Origin of the sequence: Streptomyces sp. NBC_01549, assembly GCF_026339955.1 — a bacterium.
In the GTDB taxonomy this organism is placed as follows: domain Bacteria; phylum Actinomycetota; class Actinomycetes; order Streptomycetales; family Streptomycetaceae; genus Streptomyces.
Genome location: NZ_JAPEPW010000001.1, coordinates 2,163,975 through 2,178,444, shown reverse-complemented (window position 1 = coordinate 2,178,444; position 14,470 = coordinate 2,163,975). Strand labels below are relative to the sequence as shown.

The window sequence follows — 14,470 nt, the reverse complement described above, 5'->3', positions numbered from 1 at the left end:
GTCAACCGTGCGGTGCCCGTGGTGACTGCGCTGGCAGGGTTGATCGGGGCACTTGCCGCCCTGGTTAGCGCCGTTCGTGGCTGAATGAAGCCCTGTCCTACGGAGCGATCTGCGCCATGGGCGTCACGCGAGGGTTGCCCGGATGGGGTCGCTGTGGACGACCTGTGGACGGCGCATGCATCGGCACATGGGAAGGTGAACAAAAGCGCAGGTCAAACGCCGGATCTCGGGTAGCGCACACAGGGGACTGTAAATCTGCCGGCTCAGCCTTCCCAGGTTCGAATCCTGGCGCCGCCACACGACCGAAAGGGTCTGTGAACAGCAGCAATGCTGATCACAGACTCTTTCGTCGTTCCGGAGACGTGCGGTATCGATTTGGCCGCCTGACGTCCTTCCGCGACAGCAATCGTGTGTCCGCGACCGCTGGTCGAGTTCATCGACGTGGATGAGATCGACATCCCACGTATGTGTAGCTCCACCGGCAGCCTTGACGTGACCGCGCCACAGTCCTACTGTCGCGACACCGAGTGTTCATGTTGGCATATGAAGTTCATGTACATGAACGCTCCAGGCTGAGAAATACGCGCGCCCGCCAACCGAGTCCACCGAGCCGACAGGAAGGCACCCCCCATGCGCATGCGTACGCTGCTCACCTCCCTGGCCACCGCCACCGCCGTCACCGGCGGCCTGGTCCTTGCGGCTCCCGCCCCGGCGGCCAGTTCACTTTCCGCCGCCGCGGGCGTAGCCGGTGCACCCAGCGGCCAGCGCAGTACCAGCGTCGTCTCCTCACCCCTGGCGGACCCGTCCGTCGCGCCCGGTGGGAATTTCGACCTGTCGGTATGGCAGCTTCAGGAGCCGGTGGGCTCCCCCGGCTCGCCGACGACGATCCCGTCCTCCCGGCTGCAGGGGGCCAACGGGTTCCAGGACTCGTACTTCTACACGGACACCCGTGACGGCGCGATGACCTTCTGGGCACCGGAGAAGGGCGTCACCACACCGAACTCGAACTACGCCCGCTCCGAACTGCGGGAGATGAACCGCAACGGCACCGCCGCCAACTGGTCGCTCAGCGGCACGCATCAAATGAAGGCGACGCTGCGGGTCGTGTCCGTCACATCGAACGTCTGCGTCGGACAGATCCACCTCGGCACAGGAGGCTCGTCCACCAAGCCGCTGCTGGAGCTGTACTACCGGTCGAGCGGCGACATCGTACTCGGTACGGAGAACTCGCCCTCCGGAGGGCAGACACTGCACACCGTCGGCCACGTATCGGTCGGCAAGACATGGAACTACACGATCGCGGTCTCGGGCGGACACACCATCGACCTGACGGTCAACGGGAGCACCACGCACTACGCGATCCCGTCGTCGTTCGACGCCTACAAGCAATACTTCAAGGCCGGCTCGTACAACCAGTCGTCCTCCGACAGCACCACCAAGGGCGCTCGGGTCGCCTTCTACGGCCTCACCGTCTCCCACAGTTGAGCGAACCTCGGCGCATCCCGCACCGGCGGCCCCAGCGGCTGTCCTGGGTTCGAATCCGTAATCGGGTGGTGGTGATCGGGGCCGGGGGCTTGGGCGCTGTCGGTGCGGCTGCCTTCTGCCGGGCAGACTGATCCCATGTCTACGCGTCGCAGGAGCTGCCCCGAGTGCCGTCGGGAGATCGCCGTCGTCGCGGGACGGTTCGCCCGGCATGATCCGCCTGGTGCGCGGGGTAGCGGGGAACTGGTCTCGTGTCCCGGGTCGCGTCGGCCGGCGCAGCTGGGGGCGGCCCAGCCGACGTTGGACGGGTATGCCGTTCCTGAGTTTCCCGGGCAGCTTCCGTTGTTCTGAGTGGGCCCACGGATGGTGTGGGCCGGACGGGGCGAACGTTGCCTGTCGCGGTGCTAGTTCCCCGCGACCGCTTTGACCGCCACCGAAATCGGCGTCGAGCCGCTGATCAGCTCCAGGGTCAGCCCGGCCGTCGCCGGGGTGTCCACCAGCTCCGCCAGGGCCGCGGCGACATCGTCCCGCGGGATCGCGCCGCGCCCGGTCGAGGCCTCCAGGCGTACGAGGCCGGTGCCGGCGTCGGCGATCAGTGTTCCGGGGCGCAGGATCGTCCAGTCCAGGGACGTACGACCGCGTACGTACTCGTCGGCCTCGCCCTTGGCGCGCAGATACAGGTCGAAGACGTCGTCGCCCGGATGCGCCGGGTCCGCGCCCATGGACGACACGACGACGTGGCGCCGTACCCTCGCTCGTTCCGCCGCGTCGGCGAACAGGATCGCGGCGTTCTTGTCCACCGTCTCCTTGCGGGCCGGACCGCTGCCCGGGCCCGCGCCCGCCGCGAAGACGGCCGCGTCCGCGCCCTGCAGATGGGCCGCGACCTCCTCCACCGAAGCCGACTCCAGATCGCAGAGGACCGGCTCGGCACCAGCCGCCCGCAGATCGTCGCCCTGCTCGGCGCGGCGGATGATCCCCGCGACCTCGTCACCGCGCGCGGCGAGCAGTCGCTCCAGCCGCAGCGCGATCTGACCATGACCTCCAGCGATGACAATGCGCATGTTTCCGACCGTACGCCCGGATGGACCCGTTCGCCGCACGACTCTGTGGACAACTCACGCGTCTCTTGAGTTGTCCACAGGGGCGCGCGGCGGCGGAGACTGTCATGACCGTGATCCGCGGGGTGAACAGGAGGCGCTTGGAGGGCGGTTGCGGTGGCATGCGCACAACTTGTGGGGTGGCGGACGCCACTTGTAGCTACGACGGCTCTCCGCGTCCCTGCCGGGGCAGGTCAAGCCCCGCTGCCGCCGCGGAGTTGCAGTACTCCCGCACCGCGCTGGTCCGCGCCACCACGCGCCCCCGGTGCACCACGATCCGGCTGTACGCGAGCGACAGCGCCCCCGCCAGCCGGTTCCCGCGCACCGCGAGCAACTCGGCCGGGAAACCGGCCTCCACGCGTACCTCGGGCAGCCCGAGGGCGGCTCGCGCACCGGAGCTCACGGCGTCGTACGCGTCCTCGGGACGCAGACCGTGCCGTGAGGCCAGCAGGTACGCGGCCTCCAGGGGGTCGCCGCGGCCCACCGGGTTCGACACGTCGCGCAGGGCGCCGCTGCCCGCGGCGATCCGTACCCCGGCCGCCCGCAACATCCGTACCGGAGCCGTTCCGCGCCGGTCCACGCCCCCGCAGCCGCCCTGCGGCAGGCACACCACGGTCACGCCCGCCGCGGCGAGTTGGTCGGCCGCCCGTGCGGCCACCTCCAAGGGCAGCCGGCCCAGGCCGCCGCACGGGCCGAGCGTCACTCCGGACCGTAGTCCGCCCGCCATCGCCGCGAGCCGGGCGAGCCGGGCGGGATCGGAGGCGTCTGTGTGCAGGTCGATCGGGCAGCCGTGTTCCGAGGCGAGTTCGAGGACCGCCTCCACGTAGCCCGTCGGATCCGGGTCGGCGTCCGGGCAGCCGCCCACCACCGAAGCGCCCATCTTCACGGCGTCCCGCAGTATCGCGAGGCCGTCGGCACCGGCGACCCCGGTGAGCACCCGCGGCATCGCCACCGCCGTCAGCTCGGCCAGTCCGCGCAGCGCCCGCCGCGCCTGAAGCACCGCCGTCAGCGCGTCGAGCCCCTGTACGTCGCCGACACGCACGTGCGAGCGCAACGCCGTCGCCCCGTGCCCGAGCTGTAGCAACGCGGCCTCGGTGGCCCGGCGCTGGACCTCCTGGGTGTCGTACGAGACGGGGCCGTCGCCGTCGGCCGTCAGGGCCGTGTCGCCGTGTGCGTGGGGCTCGACGGGGGCCGGCAGGAGCAGGTAGCCGTCGAGGTCCACCTTCGCGGCGAGCGAGCCGGAGGCGGGCGCCGCCAGGCTTCCGGCGGTGCCTACCGCCTCGATGCGCCCGCCACCCAGCCGCACGTCCACAGTCCGGCCGTCGGTGAGCCGCGCCCCGCGCAGCAGCAGGGTGCCGGTGTCGGTGTGTCCCGACGAGGAGTGGGGCGGCTGCGGCTGACTGTCGGGCATCGCGCTCCTGGGGCTCGGGGGCGGCTGCGAAGACGGGGTTGTGGGTTTGTGGGCTGAGGGTTGTGGGTTGAGGGCCGTGGGCTGTGAGTTGTCGGGCGGGGGTGGGTGGGGGTGGGGCTGTGGGGTGGGGATGCGGGTAGTGAGGGGCAAGATCACGCAGCGTGAGTCGAGCCTAGGGTGGCGAGCCCTTCTCGTCCGGGAGGAGCGCAATAGTCGTACCGGTGTGGTCCGTGCACGGACAGAAAGCCGGGAGGGCCGGACATGGGAGTCGGCGCAGCCGGACGGAGACGCTGGTCAGGCGGGCGGAGAGGCCCGAACGGGAGGCCGCTGGACCGGGCGGCGCGCCCGTGGTCCGCGGGGCGGGAGCGGCCGGAGTCACGGCCGTGAGGCACCGTCCGTGAGGGGCCGGAGGAGCGGCGGAGAACGGCCGGGGACAGGTCGGGGCGGGTGCCACGAAACGGATTTGGGCGATCGGCGGGCGAGCGTGTAATGTCTTCATCGCTCGCCCCAATAGCTCAGTCGGCAGAGCGTCTCCATGGTAAGGAGAAGGTCTACGGTTCGATTCCGTATTGGGGCTCTGGTGTGTGAGGTTCCCGCTCGCAAGGCGGGTTCCGATCGCATCTCAGCGGTGTAGCTCAGTCGGTAGAGCAAGCGGCTCATAATCGCTGTGTCACCGGTTCAAGTCCGGTCACCGCTACAGACAGTAGCCGATTGTGGGGTCGGTCCTTCGATCGGCTACTCTTCTATGCGTTAATGTCCCATCCGTTCGTCAAGGAGCACTCCTGTGGCTGCCACCGACGTCCGCCCGAAGATCACGCTGGCCTGCGTGGAGTGCAAGGAGCGGAACTACATCACCAAGAAGAACCGGCGTAACGACCCGGACCGACTGGAGATGAAGAAGCACTGCCCGCGTTGCAATGCGCACACCGCGCACCGCGAAACGCGATAAATCAGGCTCGTACACGAGGCCGTCCCCAGTAACGGGGGCGGCCTCGCGTCGTTCATCGGCCGAGTGCCGACGTGCGGGTGGTCGTCGAGCAGTCGTCGACACTCCTCGTACGGGCATCGGATTCGAGAATCGCTGCACCGGCTGAAAATCAGGAGGTACCGAGCCCATGGCGCTCGACCAGTCCTTCGTGGGGCGGACCTACCCGCCCACCGACCCCTACGAGGTCGGTCGGGAGAAGATCCGCGAGTTCGCGGAGGCCGTGGGGGACACCAACCCGGCGTACACGGACCCGGAGGCCGCCAAGGCGCTCGGGCACTCCGATGTGATCGCCCCGCCGACCTTTGTGTTCGCGATTACCTTCAAGGCCGCGGGGCAGGTCGTCCAGGACCCCCAACTGGGTCTCGACTACAGCCGCGTCGTGCATGGTGACCAGAAGTTCGCCTACACCCGTCCGGTGCGCGCGGGCGACCGGCTCACGGTCACCTCGACCATCGAGGCGATCAAGTCCATGGCGGGCAACGACATCGTGGACATCCGTGGTGAGGTCCATGACGAGGCGGGCGAGCACGTGGTGACGGCCGTCACCAAGCTCGTGGCGCGCGCGGCGGAGGAGGGCTGATCATGACGGCGAAGATCGCGTACGCCGACGTCGAGGTCGGCACCGAGCTGCCGGCCCGGACTTTCCCCGTGACACGCGCCACACTCGTGCAATACGCGGGCGCCTCCGGGGACTTCAACCCCATCCACTGGAACGAGAGGTTCGCGGTCGAGGTCGGTCTCCCCGACGTCATCGCGCACGGCATGTTCACCATGGCCGAGGCGATCCGCGTCGTCACCGACTGGGCCGGCGACCCGGGCGCGGTCGTCGAGTACGGCGTCCGCTTCACCAAGCCCGTCGTCGTCCCGAACGACGACAAGGGAGCGGCCATCGAGGTCAGCGGCAAGGTCGCGGCCAAGCTGGACGACAACACCGTCCGGGTCGACCTCACCGCGATGAGCGCGGGGCAGAAGGTCCTGGGCATGTCGCGAGCGGTCGTACGACTGGCCTGATGGCTGCCATGAAGACCTGAGGGTCGGCATGGAGGCGGTGGGTAAGGGGCGTCGGCTATTGCGGACGCCCCTTACGCGCACCCGGCCGTCCGCAGTCCGCTGGTTCGCAGTCTGCTGGTTCCGGTCCGCTGGTTCGTGCTTTGCCATGCGCGGTCCGTCCGCACCGGCCCGCAGCGGGTCTCCGCAGCGTGGTCGGTGGGTCGGGCCGTCGGTGGGTCGGGGCCGTGCCGGTACGTCGAGCACGTCGCCGTCGGATCAGACCTTGCCCTACAGCGAGCCGCTTCCAGACCCGAACGTAAGCGACGCGCTTGCGACGCACCGGCACGGCCCCTTCCGTCCGTGCGCTGCTGCCGGTCGTGGGGCGGGTGGCGGCTGGGAGATCGTCGTGTGCATCGTGCGGAGCCGCTTCCAGCTACCGCTTGACTTAGTTAGTGATTAAGTACTAACTTAGCCGCATGGTCAGGATGAGCGCAGACGAGAGGCGCGAGAGCGTCATCCGCGCGGCGATCGCGGAGTTCGCCCGGGGTGGCTACTACGGCACGTCCACCGAGGCGATCGCCAAGCGTGTCGGCGTCTCGCAGCCGTATCTCTTCCGGCTCTTCCCCGGCAAGCGGGCGATCTTCCTCGCGGCGGCACGGCGCTGCATGGAGGACACCATCCGCACCTTCGGGGAGGCCGCGAAGGGCCTGGAGGGTGAAGACGCCCTGCATTCCATGGCGAACGCGTACACCAAGGCGATCGCGGAGCACCCCGAGCAACTGCTGATGCAGATGCAGATGTACGTCGCGACCGCAGCCGCGGAGCAGGCGGGCGATCGCGAGCTCGGCGAAGCCGTACGGGCCGACTGGATGCGGCTGTGGGAGACGGTTCACCTGCCGCTCGGCGCCGACCCGAACAGCACGACGGTCTTCATGGCGTACGGCATGCTCATCAACTGCCTGGTGGCCATGGGTTTTCCTCCCGAGCACAAAGTCTGGGAAGGGATGTATCCGTCGGCGCGGCTCAAGGGCCGGCTGGAGAAGTAGGTAGGTAGGGGTAGGAAGCGGGCGGGGGAGGCGGATGTCGGCGCTTTTTTCTGGTCGCGAAAGTTAGTCATTAATAACTAACCGCAAGAATGATCGCCCTTAGGGGGAGCGATGTCACAGCAGACCGCACGTCGCGGGGGAGCCACCTGGGCCCTCATCATCACCAGCGTCGCCGGATTCATGGCGGCCCTCGACAATCTCGTCGTCACCACCGCACTGCCCTCCATCCGCAAGGATCTCGGCGGCGCGCTGGACGACCTGGAATGGACCGTGAGCGCCTACACGCTCACCTTCGCCGTCCTGCTGATGTTCGGTGCGGCGCTCGGTGACCGCTTCGGCCGACGTCGGCTCTTCCTCGTCGGCCTCTCCGTCTTCACCGGCGCGTCCGCGGCCGCCGCCATGGCGCCCGGCCTCGACTCGCTGATCGCCGCCCGCGCGGTCCAGGGCGTGGGCGCGGCGATCATGATGCCGCTCACGCTCACCCTGCTGACGGCAGCGGTGCCGGCCGCCAAGCGCGGCATGGCGTACGGGATCTGGGGAGCCGTGAACGGACTCGCGGTCGCCTCCGGGCCCCTCATCGGCGGCAGTCTCACCGAACACGTGTCCTGGCATTGGATCTTCTGGCTGAACGTTCCGCTGGGCCTCGCCCTGCTGCCCCTCGCCCGGCTCCGTCTGGCCGAGTCCCACGGCACCGGCGCCCCGCTCGACGTCACCGGCACGCTGCTCGTCAGCGGCGGTCTCTTCGGAATCGTCTACGGCCTGGTCCGCGGGCCCGCCGAGGGCTGGACCAGCCCGATCGTCCTGACCGGTCTGTTCGCGGGCGCCGCGCTGCTCACCGGCTTCGTCTTCCACGGGATCCGCGCCAAGAACCCGATGCTGCCGATGCGGCTCTTCCGCTCCCGTACCTTCGCCGGGATCAACGCCGCGAGCCTGCTGATGTTCCTCGGAATGTTCGGCTCGATCTTCCTGCTCAGCCAGTACATGCAGGGTGTTCTCGGCTACTCGCCCACCCAGGCCGGCCTGCGGATGCTGCCCTGGACCGGGATGCCGATGCTTGTCGCGCCCATCGCCGGGTACCTCTCCGACCGCATCGGGGGGCGTCCCGTGGTCGCTGCCGGGCTCTTCCTGCAGGCCGCCGGGCTCGCGTACTACGCCTCCGTGGTCGCCGCCCACGCCTCGTACGCCGCCCAGCTGCCCGCCCTGATCGTCAGCGGCATCGGAATGTCCCTGTACTTCGCCCCGGCCTCCAACCTGGTCATGTCCAGCGTCCGCCCGCAGGAGCAGGGCATCGCCTCCGGTGCCAACAACGCGCTGCGTGAGGTGGGCGGCGCGCTCGGCATCGCGGTGATGTCCTCGATCTTCTCCGCGCAGGGCGGCTACGGGACCGCGCAGACCTTCGTGGACGGCCTGCGGCCCGCGCTGGTGGTGGGCTCCGCGATGGTCGCCCTGGCAGGTGTCGCGGCGCTGCTCATCCCGACGGCGCGGCATGCGGCTCGGACGCGGGTCGTCGGCTCCGAGTCGCCCCAGGATCAGGGTCAGGCCCAGGAGCAGGGCCAGGACCAGGGTGAGGACGAGGACCAGGCGCCCGTCCTGGAAACGGCCTCGCGCTGAGACGACGGAAACGGTCTCGCGCTGAGACGAGCCTTGATCGGTCCGTCTCGTGAACCATAGAAGCGGCCCCGCCTCGACCGGCGGGGCCCTTCTCGTACTCTTGAGCCCGTGCAGGAACTCCACGACGCCCCACTCGCCCCGCTGACCACCTTCCGGCTGGGGGGACCCGCGACCCGGCTGATCACCGCCACGACCGACGCCGAGGTGATCGCCGCCGTCCGAGAGGCCGACGACACCGGTACGCCGCTGCTGCTCATCGGCGGCGGATCGAACCTGGTCATCGGCGACAAGGGCTTCACCGGAACAGCCCTGCGCATCGCGACCACCGGCTTCTCCCTCGACGGTACGAGGCTGGAGCTGGCGGCGGGCGAGGTGTGGACCGACGCGGTCGCCCGCACCGTCGAGTCCGGGCTCGCCGGCCTCGAGTGCCTCGCGGGGATCCCCGGTTCCGTCGGCGCGACCCCGATCCAGAACGTGGGCGCGTACGGCCAGGAAGTGTCGTCCACCATCACCGAAGTGATCGCGTACGACCGTAAGACGTGCGAGACGGTCACCCTGACCAACGCCGACTGCGCCTTCTCGTACCGCCACAGCCGCTTCAAGGCCGACCCCGAGCGGTACGTCGTGCTGCGTGTCCGGTTCGAACTGGAGGACGCGGACGGGCTGTCGGCGCCGATCAGGTACGCCGAGACGGCGCGCTCCCTCGGGGTCGAACCGGGCGACCGGGTGCCGCTCGCCACCGCTCGCGAGACCGTCCTGAAGCTGCGCTCCGGCAAGGGCATGGTGCTCGACCCCGAGGACCACGACACCTGGTCGGCCGGGTCGTTCTTCACCAACCCGATCCTCACGGACGAGGAGTTCGCCGCGTTCCACGCGCGCGTGACGGAGCGGCTCGGCACCGAGGTCGTACCCCCCGCGTACCCGGCGGGCGAGGGCCGCACCAAGACCTCCGCGGCCTGGCTGATCGACAAGTCCGGCTTCACCAAGGGGTACGGCTCCGGACCCGCCCGTATCTCCACCAAGCACACACTGGCCCTCACCAACCGGGGCCGGGCCACCACCGAGGACCTCCTCGCGCTGGCCCGCGAGGTCGTCGCAGGTGTCCGCGACGCCTTCGGGATCACCCTGGTCAATGAGCCGGTGACGGTGGGCGTAGAGCTCTAGACAGAGCTCCAGGAGCCCTAATACGCGACTCCGACGCCCTGCTTGACCGTCCCGGGCTCGTCGATCATCGCCAGCATCGCGTGCGCCACGTCGGCGCGTCCGATGAACCGGCCCTTGAGTGGGAAGCTCCCGACGGCCGTCCGGTACGAGCCCGTCACGGGCTTGTTCTGCAGCCGCGGCGGACGCACGACCGTCCAGTCGGTCGCGCTCCGGGCCAGATCGCCCTCCATGGCCGCGAGGTCGGCGTAGACGTCCTTCAGGAGCAGCGAGACCAGGCCCCGCGCGGCGCGGTCGACGAACGCGGCGCCCTCGGGGTCGGGACCGACCGGCCCCGCACTCACCACCAGCAACCGGCGCACCCCCTCGGCCTCCATCGCGCCCAGCACCGTACGGGTCAGCCGGGTGGCGATCCCGGCGTCCTTGCGGGTGCGGGCGCCGAGTCCGGAGAGGACCGCGTCCCGGCCCGCGACGGCGGGGCGCAGCGCCTCCGGGTCCGTGAGGTCCGCGCGGAACACCTTCAGACCCGCGCCGGTGACGGTCAGCCGAGCCGGATCCCGTACGACGGCCGTGACTTGGTGGCCGGAGTCCAGCGCCTGCCGGACGATCTCCTGGCCGATGCCTCCGGTGGCACCGAAGACGGTGAGTTCCATGGCGTGTTCCCCCCTGGGTGGGTGGTGGGTGAGTATTCACTCACCCCTGCTGGCTCCTAGGGTGGGTAAGCGCTCACCCACCCGTCAAGGCCGAACAAGGGGCAACATGGAATCCTTGGGGCCCATGCAGCAGAAACCGGCCCGGATCCGCATCCTCGACGCGGCGCACGAGCTCATGCTCACCATCGGCCTCGCCCGCGCCACGACCAAGGAGATCGCCAAGGCCGCTGGCTGCTCGGAAGCGGCGCTCTACAAGTACTTCCCGAGCAAAGAGGAGCTGTTCGTCAGCGTGCTCAAGGAGCGCCTGCCGCAGCTGACCCCGCTGCTGGCCGGCCTCGCGGCCGAGCCGGGCGGGGGCACCCTCCTGGAGAACCTCACCGAGATCGCCCGCCAGGCGGCCCTCTTCTATGAGCAGAGCTTTCCGATCGCCGCCTCCTTGTACGCGGAAACGCAGCTCAAGCGCCGGCACGAGGAGTCGATGCGCTCCATGGGATCGGGCCCGCACATGCCCATCCGAGGCCTCGACGCCTATCTCCGCGCCGAACAGGACGCGGGCCGGGTCCGCGCGGGGGCCGACACCTACGCGGCCGCCTCGCTCCTGCTGGGCGCCTGCGCGCAGCGCGCCTTCGCCTACGACTCCACGGAGGCGGGCAAGCCGCCGCCCGTGGACGAGTTCGCCGCGTCGATCGCCCGCACGCTGCTGGGGGGAATCTCTGTTGCGGACGAGCCCTCGTGACGGTCACCCTGGGCTGATGAGACAAGCCTCCATGGCCGTGCGGCGCTCGCCGTGCGGCTGAGCGTCACGGAGTTCACGCCGCGCGTCGGCCCCCACGCCTACCGGGTCGTCCAGCCGCGGCCGCCACTGCGGCACACCACGCTCAGCGACCCCTTCGAAGGCTGGGGCTATCTCGTGGGCGACCACGACGGACTCGCCCGACTCGCCGCGCTCTTCTCGTTCGCCGCGTTCTCCCGGCACACGATCGTGTACGTCCCGCTGCGGCGGAGCATCCCCAGGGCCTACGCGCCCGGGGTGTCGGTCGACCTCGTCCTCGCCCATCGGTCACCGGGCCTGCGAGCCTCCGCATGGCCTGAGCTGCGCCGTCGGCTGCGCGAGGGCACCCCGCTCACCGTGCGCACGAACGAGGAGCGCACCGCCGCCCACGCGGCCGCCTGGGAGGCGCGCTGGGAACAGCGCTGGGACCGCCTCGACGCGCGGGACCGGATCCATCCGGCCGTACACGCGGGGACGCTCTTCCTCCTCGGCTCCCGCGACACCTTCGCCTCGGCCGCTACTCATCTGGAGGCGGCGGCCGGGTTCGGGCCGCGGGGGAAGCGGGCCGCCAAGGGGCTCGACGTGCTCGCCGCCTCCCTCACCCGGCACCTGCCGCCGTCCGCAGGCCGTCACGTCGAGCTGGACATCGGCTTCCAGGCGTATCCGCCGTACACCCACTTCAGGCGGCCGGGGCGGCCAGCCAGTCGTCGACTCCGGACAGCAGCTTCTCCTTGACGTCCTTGGGGGCCGCCGTGGCCCGCACCGACTGGCGTGCCAGCTCGGCCAGTTCCGCGTCCGTGAAGCCGTGGTGGTGGCGCGCCAGCTCGTACTGGGCGGCGAGCCGGGAGCCGAACAGCAGGGGGTCGTCGGCGCCGAGTGCCATCGGGACGCCGGCCTCGAAGAGGGTGCGCAGGGGAACGTCCTCGGCCTTCTCGTAGACCCCCAGGGCGACGTTCGACGCCGGGCACACCTCGCAGGTGATGCCGCGGTCCGCGAGCCGCTTCAGCAGCCGCGGGTCCTCGGCGGCGCGCACGCCGTGCCCGATCCGGGTGGCGTGCAGGTCGTCCAGACAGTCGCGGACCGACGCCGGGCCGGTCAGCTCGCCGCCGTGCGGCGCGGACAGCAGCCCGCCGTCCCGCGCGATCGCGAAGGCCCGGTCGAAGTCCCGCGCCATGCCCCGCCGCTCGTCGTTGGAGAGCCCGAAGCCGACTACGCCGCGGTCCGCGTAGCGCACGGCGAGCCGGGCCAGGGTGCGGGCGTCCAGCGGGTGCTTCATCCGGTTCGCGGCGACCAGGACGCGCATCCCGAGCCCGGTCTCCCGCACGGCCGAGTCCACCGCGTCCAGGATGATCTCCAGGGCCGGGATGAGCCCGCCCAGCCGGGGCGCGTACGAGGTGGGGTCGACCTGGATCTCCAGCCAGCCGGAGCCGTCCTTGATGTCCTCCTCGGCGGCCTCGCGCACCAGGCGCCGGATGTCGTCGGGCTCTCTGAGGCAGGACCGCGCCGCGTCGTACAGCCGCTGGAAGCGGAACCAGCCGCGCTCGTCGGTCGCCCGCAGCTTGGGCGGTTCCCCGCTGGTCAGGGCGTCGGTGAGGGCTTCGGGCAGCCGGACGCCGTACTTGTCGGCCAGTTCCAGCAGGGTGGCGGGCCGCATAGAGCCGGTGAAGTGCAGGTGCAGATGGGCTTTCGGCAGTTCAGAGAGATCACGTACGCGCTCCATCCCAGGATCCTGCCGTACGTTCCCGCCGTGTCGGTAGCGCTTTCCCCGTTCGTGGTCTTGCTCGCACGAAGAAGCGGGCCGCCTCCCCGGAGGGAAACGGCCCGCACACACGCGTGGAGCGCGAAAAGGTCAGTCCCGTGCCTCGGCCAGGAGCTTCTGGATCCGGCTGACGCCCTCGACGAGATCCTCGTCACCCAGGGCGTACGACAGACGCAGGTACCCCGGGGTGCCGAAGGCCTCACCCGGGACGACCGCGACCTCGGCCTCCTCCAGGATGAGCGCGGCCAGCTCGACCGTGTCCTTGGGGCGCTTGCCGCGGATCTCCTTGCCGACGAGGGCCTTGACCGAGGGGTACGCGTAGAAGGCGCCCTCGGGCTCGGGGCAGAGCACGCCGTCGATCTCGTTGAGCATCCGCACGATGGTCTTGCGGCGGCGGTCGAAGGCCTCACGCATCTCGGCGACGGCCGTCAGATCGCCGGAGACGGCGGCGAGGGCGGCGACCTGGGCGACGTTGGACACGTTCGAGGTGGCGTGCGACTGGAGGTTGGTCGCGGCCTTGACGACGTCCTTGGGGCCGATGACCCAGCCCACCCGCCAGCCGGTCATGGCGTACGTCTTCGCGACGCCGTTCACGACGATGCACTTGTCGGCGAGCTCGGGCACGACCACCGGCAGGGAGTGGAATTCCGCGTCCCCGTAGACCAGGTGCTCGTAGATCTCGTCGGTCAGGACCCACAGGCCCTTCTCGGCGGCCCAGCGGCCGATCTCCTCGATCTGCGCGCGGGTGTAGACCGCGCCCGTCGGGTTGGACGGGGAGACGAAGAGCAGCACCTTGGTGTTCTCGGTGCGGGCGGCCTCCAGCTGCTCGACCGAGACGCGGTAGCCGGTGGTCTCGTCGGCGACGACCTCGACCGGGACACCTCCGGCGAGACGGATGGACTCCGGGTACGTCGTCCAGTACGGCGCCGGGACGATGACCTCGTCGCCCGGGTCGAGGATCGCGGCGAAGGCCTCGTAGATGGCCTGCTTGCCGCCGTTGGTGACCAGGACCTGGGCGGCCTCCACCTCGTAGCCGGAGTCGCGCAGGGTCTTGGCGGCGATCGCGGCCTTCAGCTCGGGCAGGCCGCCGGCCGGGGTGTAGCGGTGGTACTTCGGGTTGGAGCACGCCTCGATGGCGGCCTGGACGATGTAGTCCGGGGTCGGGAAGTCGGGTTCACCTGCGCCGAAGCCGATCACCGGGCGTCCGGCGGCCTTCAGGGCCTTGGCCTTGGCGTCCACGGCGAGGGTGGCGGACTCGGAGATCGCGCCGACGCGGGCGGAGACCCGGCGCTCGGTGGGAGGGGTTGCAGCGCTCATGGCACCTATCGTTTCAGACCGGAAACGCCCCCGGCACGCGGGTTTCACAGACTGAACAACGAGAGAACAACCGTCCGGATCCGGACCCCCACCAGTCGATCTTCGGCGGACAAAGCCCGTACGGACACTTTCTGTTCGACGACCGGCCCCGGACCACGTACACTCTCACCTCGTTGGCCTTCA

15 protein-coding genes and 2 tRNA genes are annotated in these 14,470 nt (G+C 70.0%); 12 read left to right on the top strand and 5 right to left on the bottom strand.

Annotated features, from left to right (window positions below; all coding sequences use genetic code 11):
• Positions 1–630: 630 nt before the first annotated feature.
• On the top strand, positions 631–1,485 hold the full coding sequence (locus tag OG819_RS09455) for a polysaccharide lyase family 7 protein (RefSeq protein ID WP_266627515.1): 855 nt from the start codon (positions 631–633) through the stop codon (positions 1,483–1,485).
• 135 nt (positions 1,486–1,620) lie between these two features.
• On the top strand, positions 1,621–1,833 hold the full coding sequence (locus OG819_RS09450; RefSeq protein WP_266627517.1) for a hypothetical protein: 213 nt from the start codon (positions 1,621–1,623) through the stop codon (positions 1,831–1,833).
• 53 nt (positions 1,834–1,886) lie between these two features.
• Here the strand turns inward: OG819_RS09450 and OG819_RS09445 are convergent, their stop codons facing one another.
• Both OG819_RS09445 and OG819_RS09440 read right to left on the bottom strand, forming a co-directional pair.
• Positions 1,887–2,543, bottom strand: coding sequence for an NAD(P)H-binding protein (locus OG819_RS09445; protein ID WP_266648912.1), 657 nt, complete (start codon positions 2,541–2,543; stop codon positions 1,887–1,889).
• Positions 2,544–2,739: 196 nt separating this feature from the next.
• Positions 2,740–3,990, bottom strand: a complete 1,251-nt coding sequence (locus tag OG819_RS09440) for an amidohydrolase family protein (protein WP_266627521.1) — start codon at positions 3,988–3,990, stop codon at positions 2,740–2,742.
• A 504-nt stretch (positions 3,991–4,494) separates the two neighbouring features.
• On the opposite strand from OG819_RS09440, the gene OG819_RS09435 reads away from it, so the two are divergent.
• From OG819_RS09435 to OG819_RS09400, 8 genes are all read left to right on the top strand, one after another.
• Positions 4,495–4,567, top strand: a tRNA-Thr gene (locus tag OG819_RS09435).
• A 47-nt stretch (positions 4,568–4,614) separates the two neighbouring features.
• Positions 4,615–4,687: transfer RNA gene (locus OG819_RS09430), tRNA-Met, on the top strand.
• 87 nt (positions 4,688–4,774) lie between these two features.
• Complete coding sequence (rpmG, locus tag OG819_RS09425; RefSeq protein WP_004571794.1) at positions 4,775–4,939, top strand: 50S ribosomal protein L33; 165 nt, start codon at positions 4,775–4,777, stop codon at positions 4,937–4,939.
• 166 nt (positions 4,940–5,105) lie between these two features.
• Entirely contained in the window at positions 5,106–5,558 is a 453-nt protein-coding gene (locus OG819_RS09420; RefSeq protein ID WP_067367194.1) for a MaoC family dehydratase N-terminal domain-containing protein, read from the top strand.
• 2 nt (positions 5,559–5,560) lie between these two features.
• On the top strand, positions 5,561–5,989 hold the full coding sequence (locus OG819_RS09415) for a MaoC family dehydratase (RefSeq protein WP_266648910.1): 429 nt from the start codon (positions 5,561–5,563) through the stop codon (positions 5,987–5,989).
• Positions 5,990–6,444: 455 nt separating this feature from the next.
• Complete coding sequence (locus OG819_RS09410; RefSeq protein WP_266627524.1) at positions 6,445–7,014, top strand: TetR/AcrR family transcriptional regulator; 570 nt, start codon at positions 6,445–6,447, stop codon at positions 7,012–7,014.
• 111 nt (positions 7,015–7,125) lie between these two features.
• A complete protein-coding gene (locus tag OG819_RS09405) occupies positions 7,126–8,625 on the top strand; it encodes an MFS transporter (RefSeq protein ID WP_266648908.1) in 1,500 nt (499 codons plus the stop codon).
• Positions 8,626–8,733: 108 nt separating this feature from the next.
• Positions 8,734–9,789, top strand: coding sequence for a UDP-N-acetylmuramate dehydrogenase (locus OG819_RS09400; protein ID WP_266648907.1), 1,056 nt, complete (start codon positions 8,734–8,736; stop codon positions 9,787–9,789).
• A gap of 17 nt (positions 9,790–9,806) precedes the next feature.
• Here the strand turns inward: OG819_RS09400 and OG819_RS09395 are convergent, their stop codons facing one another.
• Positions 9,807–10,439 carry an NAD(P)H-binding protein gene (locus OG819_RS09395; RefSeq protein WP_266648906.1) on the bottom strand — a complete coding sequence of 211 codons (633 nt, stop codon included), beginning with the start codon at positions 10,437–10,439 and terminating at the stop codon, positions 9,807–9,809.
• Positions 10,440–10,563: 124 nt separating this feature from the next.
• Here OG819_RS09395 and OG819_RS09390 point away from each other — a divergent pair, with 124 nt between their 5' ends.
• Positions 10,564–11,175, top strand: coding sequence for a TetR/AcrR family transcriptional regulator (locus OG819_RS09390; protein WP_266648905.1), 612 nt, complete (start codon positions 10,564–10,566; stop codon positions 11,173–11,175).
• Positions 11,176–11,226: 51 nt separating this feature from the next.
• Positions 11,227–11,946: a hypothetical protein gene (locus OG819_RS09385; RefSeq protein WP_266648903.1), complete on the top strand. Its 720-nt coding sequence runs from the start codon at positions 11,227–11,229 to the stop codon at positions 11,944–11,946.
• On the opposite strand, the gene OG819_RS09380 is transcribed toward OG819_RS09385, so the two are convergent.
• Together OG819_RS09380 and OG819_RS09375 are read right to left on the bottom strand one after the other, a co-directional pair.
• Positions 11,891–12,931, bottom strand: coding sequence for an adenosine deaminase (locus OG819_RS09380; RefSeq protein ID WP_266648901.1), 1,041 nt, complete (start codon positions 12,929–12,931; stop codon positions 11,891–11,893). The genes OG819_RS09385 and OG819_RS09380 overlap by 56 nt on opposite strands.
• 129 nt (positions 12,932–13,060) lie before the next feature.
• Complete coding sequence (locus OG819_RS09375; protein ID WP_266627538.1) at positions 13,061–14,287, bottom strand: pyridoxal phosphate-dependent aminotransferase; 1,227 nt, start codon at positions 14,285–14,287, stop codon at positions 13,061–13,063.
• Positions 14,288–14,470 lie beyond the last annotated feature (183 nt).

Excerpts from the sequence above, each read along its gene's own strand:
- OG819_RS09380 (WP_266648901.1), bottom strand. The coding sequence starts at position 12,931 with ATGGAGCGCGTACGTGATCTCTCTGAACTGCCGAAAGCCCATCTGCAC.
- OG819_RS09375 (WP_266627538.1), bottom strand. The coding sequence starts at position 14,287 with ATGAGCGCTGCAACCCCTCCCACCGAGCGCCGGGTCTCCGCCCGCGTC.
- OG819_RS09405 (WP_266648908.1), top strand. The coding sequence starts at position 7,126 with ATGTCACAGCAGACCGCACGTCGCGGGGGAGCCACCTGGGCCCTCATC.
- OG819_RS09455 (WP_266627515.1), top strand. The coding sequence starts at position 631 with ATGCGCATGCGTACGCTGCTCACCTCCCTGGCCACCGCCACCGCCGTC.
- OG819_RS09440 (WP_266627521.1), bottom strand. The coding sequence starts at position 3,990 with ATGCCCGACAGTCAGCCGCAGCCGCCCCACTCCTCGTCGGGACACACC.
- OG819_RS09420 (WP_067367194.1), top strand. The coding sequence starts at position 5,106 with ATGGCGCTCGACCAGTCCTTCGTGGGGCGGACCTACCCGCCCACCGAC.
- OG819_RS09450 (WP_266627517.1), top strand. The coding sequence starts at position 1,621 with ATGTCTACGCGTCGCAGGAGCTGCCCCGAGTGCCGTCGGGAGATCGCC.
- OG819_RS09445 (WP_266648912.1), bottom strand. The coding sequence starts at position 2,543 with ATGCGCATTGTCATCGCTGGAGGTCATGGTCAGATCGCGCTGCGGCTG.
- OG819_RS09410 (WP_266627524.1), top strand. The coding sequence starts at position 6,445 with ATGGTCAGGATGAGCGCAGACGAGAGGCGCGAGAGCGTCATCCGCGCG.
- OG819_RS09415 (WP_266648910.1), top strand. The coding sequence starts at position 5,561 with ATGACGGCGAAGATCGCGTACGCCGACGTCGAGGTCGGCACCGAGCTG.
- OG819_RS09390 (WP_266648905.1), top strand. The coding sequence starts at position 10,564 with ATGCAGCAGAAACCGGCCCGGATCCGCATCCTCGACGCGGCGCACGAG.
- OG819_RS09395 (WP_266648906.1), bottom strand. The coding sequence starts at position 10,439 with ATGGAACTCACCGTCTTCGGTGCCACCGGAGGCATCGGCCAGGAGATC.